This is a genomic window from Mesorhizobium sp. M1B.F.Ca.ET.045.04.1.1 (assembly GCF_003952465.1).
GTDB classification, from domain to species: Bacteria; Pseudomonadota; Alphaproteobacteria; order Rhizobiales; family Rhizobiaceae; genus Mesorhizobium; species Mesorhizobium shonense.
Genome location: NZ_CP034448.1, coordinates 5,470,757 through 5,488,924, shown reverse-complemented (window position 1 = coordinate 5,488,924; position 18,168 = coordinate 5,470,757). Strand labels below are relative to the sequence as shown.

General features: G+C 62.7%; 14 protein-coding genes and 1 pseudogene. 9 read left to right on the top strand and 6 right to left on the bottom strand.

The genetic code is table 11. The features are described 5' to 3' along the window. Window positions 1–26: 26 nt before the first annotated feature. The 3 genes from EJ071_RS27155 to EJ071_RS27140 form a co-directional block, all read right to left on the bottom strand. On the bottom strand, window positions 27–560 hold the full coding sequence (locus tag EJ071_RS27155) for a dihydrofolate reductase family protein (RefSeq protein ID WP_126100603.1): 534 nt from the start codon (window positions 558–560) through the stop codon (window positions 27–29). 196 nt (window positions 561–756) lie between these two features. Beyond that, window positions 757–2,052, bottom strand: a complete 1,296-nt coding sequence (locus EJ071_RS27150) for an outer membrane beta-barrel protein (RefSeq protein WP_126100602.1) — start codon at window positions 2,050–2,052, stop codon at window positions 757–759. A 424-nt stretch (window positions 2,053–2,476) separates the two neighbouring features. Then, window positions 2,477–3,547 carry an aminopeptidase gene (locus EJ071_RS27140; protein WP_126100601.1) on the bottom strand — a complete coding sequence of 357 codons (1,071 nt, stop codon included), beginning with the start codon at window positions 3,545–3,547 and terminating at the stop codon, window positions 2,477–2,479. Between the two features lie 238 nt (window positions 3,548–3,785). Here EJ071_RS27140 and EJ071_RS27135 point away from each other — a divergent pair, with 238 nt between their 5' ends. Further along, complete coding sequence (locus tag EJ071_RS27135; protein WP_126100600.1) at window positions 3,786–4,433, top strand: class I SAM-dependent methyltransferase; 648 nt, start codon at window positions 3,786–3,788, stop codon at window positions 4,431–4,433. Here EJ071_RS27135 and EJ071_RS27130 read toward each other — a convergent pair. After that, window positions 4,428–5,498, bottom strand: a complete 1,071-nt coding sequence (locus tag EJ071_RS27130) for an aminopeptidase (RefSeq protein WP_126100599.1) — start codon at window positions 5,496–5,498, stop codon at window positions 4,428–4,430. The two genes, EJ071_RS27135 and EJ071_RS27130, sit on opposite strands and share 6 nt — an antisense overlap. 145 nt (window positions 5,499–5,643) lie before the next feature. Here EJ071_RS27130 and EJ071_RS27125 point away from each other — a divergent pair, with 145 nt between their 5' ends. The 8 genes and pseudogenes from EJ071_RS27125 to EJ071_RS27090 all read left to right on the top strand — a co-directional run bounded on the left by EJ071_RS27125 (window position 5,644) and on the right by EJ071_RS27090 (window position 16,178). Then, a complete protein-coding gene (locus EJ071_RS27125; RefSeq protein ID WP_245459980.1) occupies window positions 5,644–6,213 on the top strand; it encodes a methyltransferase domain-containing protein in 570 nt (189 codons plus the stop codon). Between the two features lie 31 nt (window positions 6,214–6,244). Then, window positions 6,245–7,432, top strand: a complete 1,188-nt coding sequence (locus EJ071_RS39625) for a Shedu immune nuclease family protein (protein WP_245459979.1) — start codon at window positions 6,245–6,247, stop codon at window positions 7,430–7,432. A 535-nt stretch (window positions 7,433–7,967) separates the two neighbouring features. Continuing rightward, a complete protein-coding gene (locus tag EJ071_RS27115; RefSeq protein WP_126100598.1) occupies window positions 7,968–9,380 on the top strand; it encodes a HEPN domain-containing protein in 1,413 nt (470 codons plus the stop codon). Window positions 9,381–9,667: 287 nt separating this feature from the next. Beyond that, window positions 9,668–10,720 carry a LacI family DNA-binding transcriptional regulator gene (locus EJ071_RS27110; protein WP_126100597.1) on the top strand — a complete coding sequence of 351 codons (1,053 nt, stop codon included), beginning with the start codon at window positions 9,668–9,670 and terminating at the stop codon, window positions 10,718–10,720. A 65-nt stretch (window positions 10,721–10,785) separates the two neighbouring features. Further along, entirely contained in the window at window positions 10,786–12,033 is a 1,248-nt protein-coding gene (locus tag EJ071_RS27105) for a sugar ABC transporter substrate-binding protein (protein WP_126100596.1), read from the top strand. Between the two features lie 351 nt (window positions 12,034–12,384). Then, complete coding sequence (locus tag EJ071_RS27100) at window positions 12,385–13,305, top strand: sugar ABC transporter permease (protein ID WP_126100595.1); 921 nt, start codon at window positions 12,385–12,387, stop codon at window positions 13,303–13,305. Further along, window positions 13,305–14,162 (top strand): carbohydrate ABC transporter permease, encoded by an 858-nt coding sequence (locus tag EJ071_RS27095; protein WP_126100594.1) that lies wholly within the window; start codon window positions 13,305–13,307, stop codon window positions 14,160–14,162. The genes EJ071_RS27100 and EJ071_RS27095 overlap by 1 nt, the downstream gene beginning before the upstream one ends. A gap of 26 nt (window positions 14,163–14,188) precedes the next feature. Continuing rightward, window positions 14,189–16,178: pseudogene (locus EJ071_RS27090) on the top strand (glycoside hydrolase family 127 protein). 68 nt (window positions 16,179–16,246) lie between these two features. Here the strand turns inward: EJ071_RS27090 and EJ071_RS27085 are convergent. Further along, on the bottom strand, window positions 16,247–16,915 hold the full coding sequence (locus tag EJ071_RS27085) for a DUF1194 domain-containing protein (protein WP_126102731.1): 669 nt from the start codon (window positions 16,913–16,915) through the stop codon (window positions 16,247–16,249). 214 nt (window positions 16,916–17,129) lie between these two features. Continuing rightward, window positions 17,130–18,116, bottom strand: a complete 987-nt coding sequence (locus tag EJ071_RS27080) for a DMT family transporter (RefSeq protein WP_126100593.1) — start codon at window positions 18,114–18,116, stop codon at window positions 17,130–17,132. Window positions 18,117–18,168 lie beyond the last annotated feature (52 nt).

The following is an 18,168-nucleotide window of genomic DNA, read 5'->3' as shown; positions in this document are numbered from 1 at the left end:
CCGGATCGGGCGTCAGCGTGCATCTCTCACTTTCCTGGCCGATACTCCAGCGCCACCACGCCATTGCTGAACGGCACGGCTGAAATCAGCTCCAGCGCAAGCGGCTTCTCGGTCGGGAAAAGCGGCTTGCCCTGGCCGACGGCGCCGGGATAGACCAGCAACCTGAGGCGGTCGACGAGGCCGTGGCTGAGCAATTGCCGGGCAATGCTCAAGCTGCCGTGCACATAGATGTTGCCGCCGCTTCCTTGCCTCAGTTTGGCAACGGCGTCGGGCAGGGGGCCTCCAAGCAGCTCGGCCGGCTGCCAGTCGAGCGCCTTCAGCCTGGTCGAGACGACATATTTCGGCAGCGCGTTGAAGCGGTCGGCAAAATCGCCGGTTTCCTTCGGCCATGAGCCGGCAAAGATCTCGTAGGTCGTGCGGCCGAGAAGCATGGCGCCGCTGTCGGCAAGCTCGTCCTCCTTGAACCTGTTCATCTCGTCGTTCCAGGTGACGTTCGGCAGCTTCTCGACCTCGGCGATGCCGTCGACGCTGATGAACTCGGTGACGATGAGCTTCCTCATGATCTTCTCCCTTGTCGGACGCAACACCGCCCACCCGCAGCGAGAACTGCGCATTGCATAGACTCTCCTCCCAGCGAGTGTCACAGGCGGCTGCTGCCGAAGCATAGGGTGAGGCGCGGACGGGCGACAGATAGGCCCGGCGGAAAAGAAAAAAAGCCCGCCGGGTGGCGGGCTTCTGAAGTTTTGCCTGGAGGGCTTAGTTGAACTTGTACTTGGCGTCGATCCGCACCGTGTGGAAGGACGGCGTCGAGGTGATGCTGCCGTCCGGCGCGCCGAGATCCGCCGAAAAGTCGTGCTTCTCGAACTGCGAATAGCGGTATTCGATGCCGACCGTCATCTTGTCCGACACGGCCGTTTCCAGGCCGCCGCCGACGGAGAAGCCGCTCGAGCCCCAGTCGATGATGTCGCCGATCGGGTCGGAGGCATTGAGATCGAAATGCTGCCAGCTGTAGCCGGCCAGCGCATAGGCCAGCGTCGCTTCGTTGACCTTCATGCCGACGCGGCCGAGCACGTCGAAGCCATAGTCGGTATCGAGGTTGATCTGGCCGCCGCCGAGGTCGAGCTCCGAGGTCATGCCGGAATAACGCGCGTCGACCATGATGCCTGCCACCCAGCTGCCGAAGTCCTGGTCGTAGCCGAGGCTTGCCTCGCCGAACACGCCTTCGCCGCCCAGTCCGTTGAATTTCACGCCCGCCGGCGGGACATCGATCTGATGCACGGACGCGCCGGCGCCGAGCCCGCCGCCGACATAGAAGCCGGTCCAATTATAGGTCGGCGTCTCGAAGCTTGTGCCGCCGCCATTGGCGGCGTTGAAGCGGTAGCTGGCGGCAACCTGGAAGGTATGGCGCGAGGTGTCGAGGTTGAGCGCGCCATCCGGCGCGCCGAACTGCGAAAGCAAATCGTCCGTGGTGCTGAAGCGCGTGTAGCGGTATTCGCCCTTGAGCGTCCAGTTGGCATTGATGGCGGTTTCGACACCGGCGCCGACGAAATAGCCGCCCTGATCCCAGTCCATGCCGAAGCCGGCGTTGGTGTCGAGCTTGTACTTCTGCCAGGCATAGCCGCCCAGAACGTAACCCAGCGTGCTCGGCGTCAAGAGATAGCCGGCACGCACGCCGACGTCGAAGCCGTAGGTCTCCTTGACGTCGGCATCGAGGCCGAACGCATCGAGCGAGGTCTTGATGGTGCCGACATGAGCGTCGAGCAGGGCGCCCAGCAGGAAGCGCTGCGAGACCATGTAGTCGTAGCCGACGGTCGCTTCGCCATAGATGCCTTCGCCGCCAATGCCGTTGAGTGAAATGCCCGGAATGAAATCACTGCTGATCTCATGCACATTGGCGCCGGCGCCGACACCGAAGCCGACATAGAGACCGCTCCAGTTGAAGCCGGAAGCCTCGACCGGCTGCACGACGTCTGCCGCTTGGGCGGCAGACATCAAAGCAACCGCCAAAACGGCGGACAACAGAAGAGATTTCGCTGAAAAGCGCGTAAACATAGCCCCATACCCCTTTATAAACCCGGCGCGTTTCTAGCAGGGGTTGTCTAAATTAGTGGTGGCAGAAATGCCACACCCATAGGCAAACTGCCGTAACGACAGGCAGAACCGGGAGATGCACCCAGAAAAGGTCAGTTCGGCTGTGGAAAGTCGCGGCGGCTGGCCCCGCCGCTCGGTTGTAGTGGACCAGCCGCAACAAATTGCGACTCGCGGGCATGCTCGCTCATCCTCGAAGAGGCAGATCTGCAGCGCCTTCCACGCGCGAGAGATCGCCGCATGCCGGAGTTTGCGAGCCGGCCCCCGCCAGTTACGCTGCGTTCAACTCCGCCATGTAACGATTTCCGAATCCGGAGGGCAGCAGGACGGCATCAGGCTGCGCCCCGGCGAAGCGGGTCCGAATATTCTGTCGGGGTTTTTCAGGAAGCTATAGGCCGGTTTCCATCGGCCTCCGTGCCTGTTCACACGTATCCGCAACCTCGAGCGCTTTGGCTCGGGAAGGTTTGGGCAAATCCGCAATCCGTCGAACAGAAGCGTAGAACCTTGGATAATCGCCGGAGCACAGGTCGAACAAGCGAAGGAATGCCGGGACCTGTTCGCCGTAGACGGCAGTCGCGGCGAGCTTCGCGTTGTTGATCGGGGCATCGAACCAGGCGTCGTATCGCCGGTACCCGGCCCAGCGCTTGTCGCGCAGTTGCCGGTAACGCATCCGCAGCCTGTCGATCGCCGCTGCCTTGGCGGCCGCCATCTGCTCCGACGTACGGGGACTTCCATAGACCTGCCTTAACTCGTCCCGCGTTTTCGACACCAGTCCGAGAAAATCGACCCTGCGCTTGCGATCGGCTTCGTAGCGGCGCAATCCGGCGCGATCGCCGGTGGCGCGCAGCCATTTCCTTGTGCCGGTGGTTTCGACGGCAACCGCGAAAGCCTCATTGAAGGCGGAGTCATCGTTCACGTAGAGGCGCTGATGCGCCAGTTCATGAAAGACAAGGCTTGCGAGATAGGTGTCGTCCTGACGCAGCATGGTGCTTAGCAGCGGGTCGCTTGACCAGCCCAGCGTAGAATATGCGGTGACGCCTGAGACATAGACGTCCAGCCCCTGCCTATGAAGTTCGACGGCGCTTTCAGTCGCGGCTTTCCGGTCGAAGTAACCGCGATAGGGAACGCAGCCGAAGACCGGAAAGCACCATGTTCGCGGCGTCAGCGAGAATTGCGGCGCGGCAAAAACGGCCCAGGTCACAGCGTCGCGACGGATATCGACATAGCTGCGGTAGCTGTTGTTTTCGGGCAGCGCCAGTTCATCTGTCGCAAACCGTCGTATGGCGCTCGCCGACGTCAACTTGGTGCGCAATGCCTTGGGGGTCGAAGGATCATGGATCAGTTTTCCGACATTTTTCCGCGCGGCCATGATCTCAACATGACCCTCCAGCGACTGCGCGTAATAGGAAATGCTCGTGCAGCCGGCCACCCCGGACGCCATGATCACCGCGGCAAGCATTCGAAGAACGCGCTTCACAGTTTGCCCACCGCTTGCTCATCTCCCCATGGAGCAAATGTCTCGATCCCCGCTCTCAAACAGGCGCACCGATTTTCGTCAAGATCTGCAGGGTAGCGGGTCGGACTTTTCGACTTTGGCAGGATTGGCGAATGCGGTGCCGTCGGCGAGCCGGGCCGACCGATTACGCCGCGTTTAGCGCCGCCCTGTAAGGAATTCGGTATCCGGAGGGCGCTGGCAAATGTTGGACAATTACGAGGTGGACCGGTTTGGCGTGATCCACCAGATCGATTTCACGCCGATCACGTACGACAAGCAGTACATCTCCTATTACGAGGACCTGAGCGACCGGACCATCAAGCTCGGCTATCAGCGGCTTGGCTGGGTGCTGGGGGTAACCGGCGAGATTCCTCGCTCCGTACTGGAAATCGGATACGGCACCGGCACATTCATCGAAGCCGCCAAGATTACCGGGGTCGCCGATTGCGCCGGCTGCGATATCGCCGAGTTTCCCCTGCCCAAGGGTGTCCGCTTTGTCGGTTTGGATGAAGCGCTCGCCAGCTCGTGGGATCTGGTGGCCATGTTCGACGTGCTCGAACACATCCCGGACCTGGGTTTCCTCGGCCGCCTTAAGACCCGGCACCTGGCCGTCGCCGTCCCTTATTGCCGCTGGCGTGAGCTCGGCGCCGAGGGCGATGCCTGGTTCCGAACGTGGCGCATGCGCCTCCCCAACGAGCACCTGCACCACTTCGACCGCGACTCGCTGGTGGCGCTCCTCGCGCACAGCGGGTTCGAGTGCGTAACGCTGAACGGATTCGAGGACGGCATAAGGCTACGGCCCGGCGAAGCGGGGCCGAACATTCTGTCCGGCTTTTTTAGAAAGCTATAGGCCGGTTTCCATCGACCTCCGTGCCTGTTCGCACGTATCCGCAACCTCGAGCGCTTTGGCTCGGGAAGGTTTAGGCAAATCCGCGATCCGTCGAACAGAAGCGTAGAATCTTGGATAGTCGCCGGAACACAGGTCGAACAAGCGAAGGAATGCCGGGACCTGTTCGCCGTAGACGGCAGTCGCGGCGAGCTTTGCGTTGTTGATCGGGGCATCGAACCAGGCGTCGTATCCCCGGTATCCGGCCCAGCGCTTGTCGCGCAGTTGCCGGTAACGCATCCGCAGCCTGTCGATCGCCGCTGCCTTGGCAGCCGCCATCTGCTGCGGGCTGCGGGGACTTTCATAGACCTGCCTCAACTCGTCCCGCGTTTTCGACACCAGTCCGAGAAAATCGGCCCTGCGCTTGCGATCGGCTTCGTAGCGGCGCAATCCGGCGCGGTTGCCGGTGGCACGGAGCCATTTCCTTACGCCGGTGGTTTCGACGGCGACAGCGAAAGCCTCATTGAACGCGGAGTCATCGTTCACGTAGAGGCGCTGATGCGCCAGTTCATGAAAGACAAGGCTTGCGAGATAGGTGTCGTCCTGACGCAGCATGGTGCTGAGCAGCGGGTCGCTTGACCAGCCCAGCGTGGAATATGCAGTGACGCCTGAGACATAGACGTCCAGCCCCTGTCTATGAAGCTCGACGGCGCTTTCGGTCGCGGCTTTCCGGTCGAAGTAACCGCGGTACGGAACGCAGCCGAAAACCGGAAAGCACCATGTTCGCGGCGTCAGCGAGAATTGCGGCGCGGCAAAAACCGCCCAGGTCACAGCGTCCCGACGGATGTCGACATAGCTGCGGTAGCTGTTGTTGTCGGGCAGTGCCAGGTCATCTGTCGCAAACCGTCTTATGGCGCTCGCCGACGTCAGCTTGGTGCGCAGCGCCTTGGGCGTCGAAGGATCATGGATCAACGTCCCGACATTCCTGCGCGCGGCCATGATCTCAACGTGACCCTCCAGCGACTGCGTGTAGTAGGAAATGCTGGTGCAGCCGGTCACCCCGGACGCCATGATCGCCGCGGCAAGCATTCGAAGAACGCGCTTCACAGTTTGCCCACCGCTTGCTCTTCTCCCCCATGGAGCAAATGTCTCGATCCCCGCTCTCAAACAGGCGCACCGATTTTCGTCAAGATGCGCAGGGTGCAGCGGGTCGGACTTTTCGACTTTGGCAGGATTGGCGAATGCGGTGCCGTCGGCGAGCCGGGCCGAGCGGTTACGCCGCGTTCAGCTCCGCCCTGTAAGGATTTCGGAACCCGAAGCCGCCAAGATAACCGGGGTCGCCGATTGCGCCGGCTGCGACATCGCCGAGTTTCCGCTGCCCAAGGGTGTCCGCTTCGTCGATTGGGATGAGGCGCTCGCCGGCGCGTGGGATCTCGTCGCCATGTTCGACGTGCTCGAGCACATCCCGGATCTGGGTTTCCTCGCCCGCCTCAAGACCCGGCACCTGGCCGTCGCCGTCCCTTATTGCCGCTGGCGCGAGCTCGGCGCCGACGGCGACGCCTGGTTCCGAACCTGGCGCGTGCGCCTCCCCAACGAGCACTTGCACCACTTCGACCGCGACTCGCTGGTGGCGCTGCTCGCGCATAACGGCTTCGACTGCGTGACGCTGAACGGATTCGAGGACGGCATCAGGCTGCGGCCGGGGGAGGTGGGGCCGAATATTCTGTCTGGGTTTTTCAGGAAGCGGGGGCAGGCAGACTGGACGCCAGCATTTGCGGAGGGAGCCGAGTATCCTGTACTGTAGCAATACTTGGAACTGCAGTTAGGGACTTCTGATGGGCGGAGCGGACGAGACCACCTTTGTTAGCGGGTGCAAGACGGATCACATATATGTCAACGACTTCAAGGACGGATCGGGGCGATTCTTCAACTACGTCATCGAGGAGGAGGAATCCGGCTCCACCACGGTCGAGTATAGCCCACCGTTTCCGAGCCGGAACAGGATCAAGCTCAGCCTCAAGTTCATCCGCGCATCGAACGAGGTGACGGAGGTCACCCTCAAGCGTTTCAAGCATTATAAACGGGAGGGCTGGGTCGAGGATAGGTTCATGTCCGACGAGCCGTTCAAACTCTCGCACTTCTCCTTCGAGAAGCTCACTTCGCTGCTTCGGCTGCTAACCGACCTCGACTTGGCGAGCGTGAACCAGCGCCGGATACCGGTAGTCGAGGGCGACGCCGCGGGCATTGACCCGGAGTTCGCCAAGAAGGTCAAGGCCCTGCTCATCCAGCCCGACGGGCAACGGATTGTCGAGGAGCTCGTCGGGAACGGCCTCATCACGTCGCACGATATTGTCAACATCGGCTACCGCAAGGCGCAGCTGGAGGAATTCGGGCGCATGCTCGCCGATCCCCGGCAGGTGAGGGCCTATGCCGAACGCGAGAGGATAAGGACAGACCAGCCCGAGAAAGCGTGGCAGCACTTCCTCGGGCGGAACGAGTGGATATTTGGTTTCGGTCTCGACTACCGCTTCCTCGGCATCCTCCAAGATGAAGCAGAGGTCGGCACTTCCGACATCGCGGGGCGGGACGCACCGGTGTCGGACTTCCTCCTCGGAGCGACCCACTTCACTGTCCTCGTGGAGGTGAAGCAGCCGGGCACACCACTGTTCGGCAGCAGCAGGGCGCGTTCGGGCGCGTGGCGACTGTCTACGGACCTGATGGAGTCCGTCTCGCAGGTACTCCAACAGAAGGCCAGCTGGCAGACTAAGGCCGAGACGAACGCGGCGAGGAACTACGACCGCGACGGCTCCCTCATCCGGCAGCGCACTACCGACCCTAAATGCATCCTGGTGGTCGGAAGCGACGGCGCGTTCGCCGGCAGCGGCTCCGAGCAGGAGGCGAAGCTCCGGACTTTTGAGCTGTTCAGGCGCGACTCCCGGAATATTGAGGTCCTGACCTACACCGAACTTTACGAAAGAGCGGCGTTCGTGGTCGGGCACGCAGCCCGGCAGGCTAATATGTGACCAGTTCTAACTTGGTGGAGCATGTAAGGCGATGGGGACGCTCACGGGGGGAGTTCGAACTTCTCTTGCGGAAAGTGGAGCGGAAGCCGTGGACGTTTAGGCCCTTAATGCCCCCCGCGGCAGCTCCAACGTGTCCGCTAGTCGCCGAATTTGACCTCATGGCTCCAGCCGGCGGCCTTAGGAGGCCGGTCGACGAACTCGGGCTCCATACAGCCGAACGCCGGCAGACGCACACATGAATAACCCAAACCACGCAACTCGAATGATCGCCGTTTCCGTTCCGCTAATAGTAGCTGAAGGCAACCTTGAGATGGTGAAGAGAAATGTTCGGCTGAGCAAACAAGTTGTGGGTGTGCGTCGGGGCCCTAACGCATCAGGTCTGTGGTAGCGTCAGGCGACGGTGTTTCCGGCTAGCGGGAGACCTTGTGCGCCTTTTCTAGAAGGGATGGGCCTAGTGAGCTGTCGAATATGACCAAAGGAGCAGAACCCAAACTGCGCACCGGAAAGTTTCAGCTTCCCCCGGATCAGGAAGTGCATGGGCATTTCGAAATTGCTGGCGCCCACCTTGCTTCAGCTTTTTGATGTCAAAGTGCCGCACCGTTACGCGAGGTTGCCTTCGACAATCCTCGGCACGCTACATGACCGACGAAAGGCGACGCTATTGGGGGTCGCTCACCTCGGAGGCCAATACGCGGATGAAGGTTTGGCTGTAGCCCGACTGCTAACTACTTTTGTTTTGATCGGAAGCCAACATCTTCAGCCCGACGAGGAGAGCGTTTCGTCAATCGAGGTGCTTTTAGAAGATGCCGATGCGCTGTTCTATGATTTCGACGCCTTCGGCTCCATCCTGCAACCTGAAGCCGTCATCGATAGCCTACTCGAGTTTCAATCAAAGGTAGGAGGTAGAACAATTCAAAGAGGGCAGTCGATGCCCGAAATCTTATACTACACAGGTAAGCAGGAATTTTTCTCAGCAGAGACGGCGCTAGGCGTCGTTTCGGCCAATCACCTTCCGTCTCTGACTTTGGGCGGTGCGGCTGGTGGAAGCATGAAAAACAACACATGGGTGAGATTGGATTTTTCGTCAAAAAGGAGGTTTCGCGACGCCATCGGAGCCTTGCACGTCTTGCTTCGCTTCTTTGGGATGATAGCGGGCCGGCCGCAAAAGATCGACGGACTGCGTATTTTCGGTTCAGACGAGAAGTTGCCTATTGAGGTCCATTGGTGCCTGCCGCCAGGCAGGGATAGGCGAGAGAGCGAGCCGCCGCATCCGGCTGATTTGCCGTTGAATGTCTTCGATGACCATCAGGAGTATGCGACCGTCCTACCCAAATGGATTAGCAGGGAAGCTGGCTGGGCTGACGCCCGACAACGCTATTTTTCTTCCCTCGATATGCAGCGCCACTTTACGATCGATCGCCTAATCGCTGCCGCCAACATGTTTGATATCCTGCCAGCAACGGCGATCCCGAAGACCGGCCCAATTTCCGGTGACCTCAAATCAGCGGCGGCGAAGGCTAAAGCGATTTTCAAAGCTTTGCCGAAATCGGCGGAAAGGGACAGTGTTCTCGGCGAACTCGGACGAATTGGCAAAGCGAAGCTGAAGCAGAAGGTTCGCCATCGCGCTAAGTCCTTGGTGGACCTATTGGGCCGTCGGTTCCCTGATCTGCCTTCAGTGGTCGATATAGCTGTTAATTGCCGCAATCACTTTGTGCACGGCACTCCTTCAAAGGTCGACTTCTATCCACATATCAGCTTTCTTACCCGCACCTTGGAGTTCGTCTTTGCGGCATCTGATCTCCTCGAAAGTGGGTGGGACATTGTCGCTTGGTCGGAGAAGGCGACGTCGCAGACGCATCCCTTCACCGAGTTTCGCCAGTCCTACAAATCCAATTTGGAACGGCTCAAAGCCGCAACTGCTCCAAAAAAGAAGACTCCGAAGAAATGAAGCGGAGCCCCATTTGCACGGGAATGAGCCGCCTGATAGCGAACGTACGGCATCCGGCCCATTTTTGGTCACTCGAAAATTGATGGCGATTCCGGTGCAAGGCGGCCGTTCACGACAGGCGCCGCCTGCATCGTCTTATCCCCCTTGCCAACCTCTCCCCCTTCTCCTAATCTCCCTTTTGAGAAAACCTTTTCCCAAATCGCCTCGCGCCCGCTGACCTCACCCGTCATCTTCGCGCACTGCGATAAGAGAAAACCTTTTCCCAACTTAGGGATGCGCCTCGAAAGATGTCCGCCGACGCCGAGCCAGCGCCAGTTTCCGCCAAGCCGCCGGTTACCCTCCGCGAGGTGGCAGCCGCCGCCGGCGTCAGCGTGGCGACGGCGTCCAAGGCGCTGAACGGGCAGGGGCGGATGACGGCCGAGACGCGCGAGCGCATCCGCGAGACGGCGCGGCGGCTCGGCTTCCGGCCGAACAGCCTAGCGCAGAGCCTGTTGCGCAAGCGCAGCTTCACCGTCGGGCTCCTCACCAACGATACTTACGGCCGCTTCTCGCTGCCGCTGATGGCCGGCGTTTCCGATGCGCTGGTCGACAACGGCGTGTCGGTGTTCCTGTGCAATGTCGAGGACGACACGCGGCTCGGCCAGTTGCATGTCGAGGCCATGCTCGACAAGCGTGTCGACGGCATCATCGCCACGGGAAAACGCATCGACCGCCATCTGCTGGTCGATCTCTCCCACCTGCGCGTGCCCGTGGTTTACGCCTTCACCCAGCCCGATCCCGGGGCGGTCGGCCTCGTTTCCGACGATGCGGGCGGCGCGCGGCTGGCGGTCGAGCATTTTTTGCGGCTCGGGCGCCGCCGCATCGCCCATGTCAGCGGCCCGGAGAGCTTTGCGGTGGTGCACACGCGGGCTGAGGCTTACCGGGACGTGCTTCAGGAGCACGGCTTGCCGGTCGGCGAGCCGCTGCTCGGCGCCTGGTCGGAAGGCTGGGGCCACGATGCGGTCGCAAAACTGTTCGGCAAGGCGGGCAGGGAAGGCTGGCCGGATGCGGTCTTCTGCGGCAACGACCAGATCGCCCGCGGCGTCATCGACGCGCTGCGCGAGCGCGGCATCCGTGTGCCCGACGAAGTCGGCGTCATCGGCTTCGACAATTGGGAGATCGTGGCCGAGGCGACGCGCCCGCCGCTGACCTCGGTCGACATGAACCTGTCGACGCTCGGCCGCGAGGCCGGGCTCGCTCTGCTTTCGCTCGTGGGCGGCCAGCCGGCCGCGCCGGGCATCAGGAAACTGCCGTGCCGGCTGGTGGTGCGTCAGTCATGCGGCCGTCCGCCGGGCGGCTGAGGCATCAAACGAAACGGCCGTCGCGCAACGGCCAAACAGGGAGGAGAACCATGAGGAGGAATAAAGTGAAGACCATGTTTGCCAAGCTGGCGCTTGCCGCGGCTGTGATCGGCGGCGGCCTGCTGGCGGCGTCCGCCGAGACCGCCAACATCTGGGTGCGCGCCGACGGCTCGAACTTCATGCCGCGCATCGTCGACGCCTTCAACAAGGCGCATAAGGACCAGATCAAGCTCGACATCATCCCCAATGCCGAGATCATCCCGAAATACGGCGCGGCCGCCGCCGGCGGCACCGCGCCCGATGCGCTGTCGCTCGACCTGATCTATACGCCGTCCTTCGCCGCCGCCGGCCAATTGGAAGACATCACCGAATGGGCGAAATCCTTGCCCTATTTTGCCAGCCTGTCGCCGGCGCATGTAAAGACCGGCACCTACAAGGGCCGCATCTATGGCCTGCCGTTCTCTGCCGATAGTTCGGTGCTGATCTGGAACAAGAAACTGTTCAAGCAAGCCGGCCTCGACCCCGAGAAGGGGCCGACCAACTGGGCCGAGATCGAGGCCGACGCCGAGAAGGTCAACGCGCTCGGCGGCGACATCAAGGGCTTCTACTTCTCCGGCAATTGCGGCGGCTGCAACATCTTCACCTTCACGCCGCTGATCTGGGCCTCGGGCGGCGACATCCTGTCGGAGGACGGCTCCAAGGCGACGCTCGACAGCCCGCAACTACGCGGCGCGATCGACCTCTACCGCTCGATGGTGAAGAAAGGCCTGGTGCCCGAAGGCGCGCAGACCGACACCGGCGCCAACTTCTTTGCCGCCTTCGCCGGCGGCAAGATCGGCCTCTCGCCCTCCGGCGCCTTCGCCATCGGCGCGCTCAACACGCAATATCCTGATATCGACTACGGCATCACCTTCCTGCCGGGCAAGGATGGCGGCTGGTCGTCCTTTGCCGGCGGCGATAATTTCGTCGTCACCAAGGGCACCAAGAAGATCGACGTGGTGAAGGAGTTCTTGGACTTCGCCTATTCGCTGGAGGGCCAGACGATCCTCGCCAAATACGGCAGCCTGCCGGTGCGCGGCGACATCGCCAAGGATGCCCTGAAGGACCTCGATCCGCGCTACCAGGTGGCGGCCGAGGCGATGGCCAAGGGCAAGACGCCCTATACAGTGGTGTTCAACGACCTGATCAACTCCGCCAACGGCCCATGGACGCAGATGGTCAACGAGGTGTTCTTCGGCGACGATGTCGACGGCGCCATTTCGAACGCGCAAGACACCATGCAGTCGATCATCGACCAGGCGCCGAACAAGTAACACCAGGGCCAGCCGGCGGCGGGGATCGTGCAACACCCCACCGCCAAGGCTCTGACCGGCCGCCCGCCCCGTCTCCCTGGCCGGGCGGCCGGGATATTGCATCGTTGAATGGCAGGATATCGCGTTGAGACAGCTCACTTCCATTGCCGGTTCGGGGCGTCGGCAAGTTAGCTCCCCCTTCTCCCCTTGTGGGAGAAGGTGGCCGAGCGAAGCTCGGTCGGATGAGGGGTGTTCCAGCTTGGCGATGCGTTCGAAATCGCCGCCGCCTCACTCCGTCGCACACCCCTCATCCGTCTCGGCGCTGCGCGCCGATCCACCTTCTCCCACAAGGGGAGAAGGGGAGCCCCAGCCATGACCGCCATCACCGTAACCACGGCTCCCGCCCGAGTACGCACCGGCGTCAGCCGCCGGCAATGGGTGGGCCTGCTCTATGTCCTGCCGGCCGTCGCCTTCGTCGTCGTCTTCTTCGTCATCCCGCTCGGCATGACGGCGTGGATGTCGCTCAACAACTGGCCGCTGATGGGCGAGCATGCTTTTGTCGGCCTCGACAATTATTTCGCCATCCTGCGCGATACCCGCTTCTGGAACGCGCTCAAATTCACCTTCTACTACACGGTGATCGTCACCATCGCGATCTTCGCCGTCGCCTTTCCGCTCGCGATCTTCATCGAAAGGCCGCGCCCGCTCACCAATCTCTACCGCACCGCCTTCTTCATGCCGGCGGTGGTGGGCTTCGCGTCCGCAAGCCTGCTCTGGTCGTGGCTCTTGAATGTCGATTCCGGCCTGTTCAGCCCCGCCGCCTTCGACCTCGGCCTGACCGGGAAGAAGGTCAATCTTCTGGCCACCTTCCAGCCGGCCTTCTGGTCGATCATCGCCATGGTGGTCTGGAAGGTCGCCGGCTTCACCATGATCATCCTGATGACCGGGCTGCAGTCGATCCCGCAGGATCTGCAGGAGGCGGCCGTCATCGATGGCGCCGGCCCGTTCGCCCGCTTCAAGGCGATCACCCTGCCGCTGATGCGCCGCACGCTGGCGCTGGCGCTGATCCTGTCGGTGGCGGGCTCGATCCTCGCCTTCGACCAGTTCTACATCATCCTTCGCGGCGGCCCGCGCAACCAGACGCTGACGGCGGTCTACTGGATTTTCAACCAGTCCTTCGTGTCGTTCAAGCTCGGCCATGGCGCCGCACTTTCCATGGTGCTCTTGGTCATCCTGGTGGCGCTCAGCCTCATCCAGCTCTGGCTGCTGCGCAAGCCCGAGGGGCTCGACTGATGGCCGAGGCGATGTCGCAGAGCCGCAAGGCGGCCTTCACTCTCGCCAGGCATTCCACCGGCATCATCGCCTCGGTGCTGTTCCTGGCGCCGATCGTGTGGACCGTGCTGTCGACCTTCAAGCCGGCGCAGGAGGCGCGCCAGCCGCCGCTGCCGCCCTGGCCGACCACCGGCTTCTCGGTCGAGAATTACCAGACGCTGAACAGCTTCGGCGACGGGCTCTGGGCCTCGGCGCAGAACAGCATCTACGTCTCTCTGATGACGGTGCTTCTGTCGGTGCTGGTCAGCGTGCTCGCCGGTTACGGCTTCTCGCGCTTCCGCTTTCCGTTCCGGGATTTCTTCTTCATCCTCATCCTGTCGACGATCATGATCCCGTTCCAGTCGATCCTGACGCCGATCTTCCTGGTGCTGACCAGGCTCGGTCTGCACAACACGCTGACGGGCCTGGTCTGCGTCTACGTCACGCTGCAGCTTCCCTTCTCGATCTTCATGATGCGCAACGCCTTCGACGCCGTGCCGCGCGAGATCGAGGAGGCGGCGCGCATGGACGGTGCCAACAACGTCACCATGCTGGTCAAGGTGATGCTGCCGCTGGTCTGGCCGGGCGTCGTCACCATCGCGCTCTTCGCCTTCCTCGGCGCCTGGAACGAATTCCTGGCGGCATTGGTGCTGATGACCGACCAGTCGAAATTCACCCTGCCGGTGATGATGACCGCGCTCCAGTCCGGCCGCTTCGGCGCCATCGACTGGGGCGCGGTGCAGGCGGGCGTCACCGTGATGATGGTGCCCTGCCTGATCCTGTTCCTGGCGCTGCAGCGCTTCTACATCCGCGGCCTGATGGCCGGGGCCGTCAAATAATTTCGCATTCGAATGGAGTGACGTTCATGACCGCATCGCAACCCCCCGCCTCAACCAAGGCGGAGACATCCGCGAAGCTCGCCTTCCGGCCGTTGCCAGTGCCGCAGGTCGATGTCCGCGGCTTCTGGGGCGACCGGGTCGACGCGGTTGCCGCCAAGACCGCCGGCATCCTTTACGACCGCTGCGTCGAGGCGCGCATGCTGGAGCAGATCGATCCGGACCGGCCGTCGCCGGGCGTCGTCATCCCGTTCCATTCGCCGTCGCCGGACGAGGCCGACGCGCAGGGCGCCGAGTTCACCGGCTCGACGGTGACGACGCAGATGTTCTGGGATTCCGACTGGGGCAAGACCATCGAGGCCGCCGCCTATTCGCTCTACCACCGCCGCAACCCCGACCTGGAGAAGAAGATCGACGCCGTCATCGACATGTACGGCAAGCTGCAGCAGCCCGACGGCTTCTTTCGAGTTGGTACCAGCGCATCCAGCCCGGCCTGCGCTGGACCAACCTGCGCGACTGCCACGAACTCTATTGCGCCGGCCACCTGATCGAGGGCGCCGTCGCTTACTTTCAGGCCACGGGAAAACGCAAGCTGCTCGACATCATGTGCCGCTATGCCGACCACATCGCCTCGATGTTCGGCCCCGAGCCCGGCAAGCGGAAAGGCTATTGCGGCCATGAGGAGATCGAGCTGGCGCTGGTCAAGCTGGCGCGAGCGACCGGCGAGAACAAATACATGGAGCTGGCCAAATACTTCATCGACCAGCGCGGCCAGCAGCCGCATTATTTCGACGAGGAGGCCCGTGCCCGCGGCGCCGACCCGAAGGCCTATCACTTCAAGACTTACGAATACAACCAGTCGCACAAGCCGGTGCGCGAGCAGGACAAGGTGGTCGGCCACGCGGTCAGGGCGATGTATCTTTATTCCGGCATGGCCGACATCGCCACCGAATATGGCGACGACACGCTGAAGGTCGCGCTCGAGCGGCTGTGGGACGATCTTACGACGAAAAGCCTCTATGTCACCGGCGGCCTCGGGCCGTCGGCGCACAATGAAGGCTTCACCAGCGACTACGACCTGCCCAACGAAACCGCCTATGCCGAGACCTGCGCCTCGGTAGGCTTGGTGTTCTGGGCGAGTCGCATGCTCGGTATGGGCCGAACGCGCGCTACGCCGATATGATGGAGCGGTCGCTCTACAACGGCTCGATCTCGGGCCTCTCGCTCGACGGCTCGCTGTTCTTCTACGAGAACCCACTGGAAAGCCGCGGCGGCCACCACCGCTGGAAGTGGCACCGCTGCCCCTGCTGCCCGCCCAATATCGGCCGCATGGTAGCGTCGATCGGCAGCTATTTCTACGGCCTTGCCGACGATGCGCTGGCGGTCCATCTCTACGGCGACTCGACGGCCCGTTTCGAGATCGCCGGTCGGCCGGTCAGCCTCGTCCAGACCAGCAACTACCCGTGGGACGGCGCGGTCGCGATCGAGATCGAAGCCGAGACGCCGATTGCATTCACGCTTCACCTGCGCATTCCCGCCTGGTGCCGCCAGGCGGCGCTGCGGGTGAACGGCAAGATGGTCGACCTCGATGCGGTGACCATCGACGGTTACGCCGCGATCCGGCGCGAATGGCGCCGGGGCGACCGGGTCGAGCTCGACCTCGAAATGTCGATGGCCCGCCTCTTCGCCAACCCGCAAGTGCGCCAGGACATCGGCCGCGTCGCACTCGCGCGCGGCCCGCTGATTTATTGCGTCGAGGAAACCGACAATGGCGCCGGATTGCATCGCATCGCACTACCGCGCGAGGCCAGGTTGGAGGCACATCCCGAGCCGAACCTGCTTGGCGGCATCGTCACGCTTTCGGCCATCGGCAGCAGGGCCGAGACGGAAAACTGGGGCAGCGATCTGTATCGGTCCGAGCCGCCGGCGACCGAAGAGACGACGCTCAAGGCCGTTCCCTATTTCGCCTGGGACAATCGCGATCCCGGCGAGATGCTGGTCTGGCTGAGGGAAGGGTGAGGGCCGCCGGCGCCGCATCCGCATCGGTCGCGGTCCGGTGCGCCCGATAAAGCCGTGGCGGTGCACGCCTATTGATTGCCTGTTGCCGCGATGTGCGGGTCCACGTTCATGCTGACTTCCGTCACCAGCTTGCGGCGAAGGGCCGTGACGTAGTCGTGCGGTCCCTTGGGCGACATCACGAAGGCTTGTGAGCCGCCGATGACGGACTGCGCAAAGTAGGAAGCCAGCGGCTGCTTCGGGTCCTCGTCGTCCGCCGGAATGGCGATCGCGTTGATGGTGTATCCCTTGGCAATGGCGTTCTGCCGGCTCGGCTGAACGGGCAGCCCGTCATTGTTCTCGCCGTTGGAAGAGATGTCGATCACCTTCTTCATCGCATTGCCCGGAAACCGGTCGAGCAGAAGGCTTCCGACGTCGATGGCCGCCGAGACCGATGTTCCGCCGCGGCCTCGACGGAGATAGCCGGTGTCGCCGTTCGTCCTGATCACCGACGCGGCCGCCTTGGCATCTTCCAGCCCGCAGATGCGTGTCCACGGCAGCACGGTGCGCGAGTAGCCGGGGCTCGACCATTCGAAATAAGCCACGCCGATGCAGCCGAGGTAATTCTGGGAGATGGCGTTGATGATCTCGGGCGAGGTGAGCGCTGCGGCATGGCCCTCGCGCTGCAGATCGGCGATCTTGGGGTCGATCGAAGAGGAGAAGTCCACGGCGAACACAACCGCGACGTCGACGTTCAGCATCGCGACATCGACATTGGCGGCATGCGCGGTCGGCGCCAAAAACGCCGCGACGGCGAGCGCCGCCAGTCTCGGCAAGGCCAGTTTCGGCAAGGAACCGGCACGCTTCCCCGGCCCGGCGTCAAGCCGGGAGCTTGGTTCACTGTGAAGTCGTTCGAACATTCTACCCTCCATCTCAACGACAGCTCGGTTTCGGCTGGCAGGCGAGTGCGGCGCATCACCGGCAAGGATCATGGAACGCCTCCTCGTGAGCAGGATTGGTGGCGGCGGGCCAGCCGGCTGGTGCACCTGCAAAGGCGCGGGCTCTCGCGTCGGAGGCGCCGGCGTCGGGTCGCGAGGTGAGGCGCACCGGCGCTCGGGTCGATATCGCGACCGAGAGGATCGAGCCGAGGATGATCACCGCACCCAGCGCTCCCGCCGTCGAGCACTGTTCGCCGAGGAAGATCGCCGCGCCCATGGCGCCGAAGACGCTTTCGGCGCTGACGATCACGGCGGCGTGGCTGGCTGATGTGAAGCGCAGGGCGGCGATCTGTATGCCGAAAGCGACCGCTGTGGAGAACACCCCGAGCACCACCAGTTCGGGGCCAGCCTCGGAAGCCGCCGTGAATGACAGGTTGCCTTGCATCGCCCCGAGCGGAAGCGCGAGCGCGGCGACGGCGAGGAACTGCGCGGCCGCTGCCGTGAAGGGACGGGCATGGGTCTGCATGTGCCGCTCGAGCTCGACCGCCCAGAGCGCATAGGAGCCGGCCGACAGGAGGGCGGTGATGTCGCCGCCGCCGAGACCGGCAATCCCACCTGAAAGAAACAGGCAACCGACGACGGTCGATCCGGCGGCAAGTATGAGGCCTGTCGTCGGACGTTCGCCCATGAGCAGCCAGGCGGCCAGCGGCGTTATCACTGTTGCCGTGCTTATCAGGAAACTTGCATTGGTGACGGTGGCGCCGAGGTAGCAGAGCTGCTGCAGCATGATGGAGACGGCAAACAGCACGACCACTCGGATGAGGCTGGAAAAATGGACATCGCCGGCAGGCAGCCGCCTTTCAGTCAAGACGAACGGCAGCACAAGCAGCCCACCGATCAGGCAGCGCAGGCCAACCGCGCTCAATGCATCGAGATGATCGAGCACCGTCTTTTGCGCCACGTTGCCGAAGCCCCACAGCGCGGCGGCAAACAGGAGCAGCAAGTTGGCTGTGAGCTTCGACATCCGCCGCACCCCCGGACCGGAAACCTGTGGCAGGTTTCAGTCATCCCTAATT

Coding starts and splice junctions, on each gene's coding strand:
- EJ071_RS27110 (WP_126100597.1), top strand. CDS start 9,668: ATGTCCGCCGACGCCGAGCCAGCGCCAGTTTCCGCCAAGCCGCCGGTT.
- EJ071_RS27085 (WP_126102731.1), bottom strand. CDS start 16,915: ATGCTGAACGTCGACGTCGCGGTTGTGTTCGCCGTGGACTTCTCCTCT.
- EJ071_RS27100 (WP_126100595.1), top strand. CDS start 12,385: ATGACCGCCATCACCGTAACCACGGCTCCCGCCCGAGTACGCACCGGC.
- EJ071_RS27140 (WP_126100601.1), bottom strand. CDS start 3,547: ATGCTTGCCGCGGTGATCATGGCGTCCGGGGTGGCCGGCTGCACGAGC.
- EJ071_RS27155 (WP_126100603.1), bottom strand. CDS start 560: ATGAGGAAGCTCATCGTCACCGAGTTCATCAGCGTCGACGGCATCGCC.
- EJ071_RS27130 (WP_126100599.1), bottom strand. CDS start 5,498: ATGCTTGCCGCGGCGATCATGGCGTCCGGGGTGACCGGCTGCACCAGC.
- EJ071_RS27080 (WP_126100593.1), bottom strand. CDS start 18,116: ATGTCGAAGCTCACAGCCAACTTGCTGCTCCTGTTTGCCGCCGCGCTG.
- EJ071_RS27150 (WP_126100602.1), bottom strand. CDS start 2,052: ATGTTTACGCGCTTTTCAGCGAAATCTCTTCTGTTGTCCGCCGTTTTG.
- EJ071_RS27095 (WP_126100594.1), top strand. CDS start 13,305: ATGGCCGAGGCGATGTCGCAGAGCCGCAAGGCGGCCTTCACTCTCGCC.
- EJ071_RS27135 (WP_126100600.1), top strand. CDS start 3,786: ATGTTGGACAATTACGAGGTGGACCGGTTTGGCGTGATCCACCAGATC.
- EJ071_RS39625 (WP_245459979.1), top strand. CDS start 6,245: ATGGGCGGAGCGGACGAGACCACCTTTGTTAGCGGGTGCAAGACGGAT.
- EJ071_RS27115 (WP_126100598.1), top strand. CDS start 7,968: ATGGGCATTTCGAAATTGCTGGCGCCCACCTTGCTTCAGCTTTTTGAT.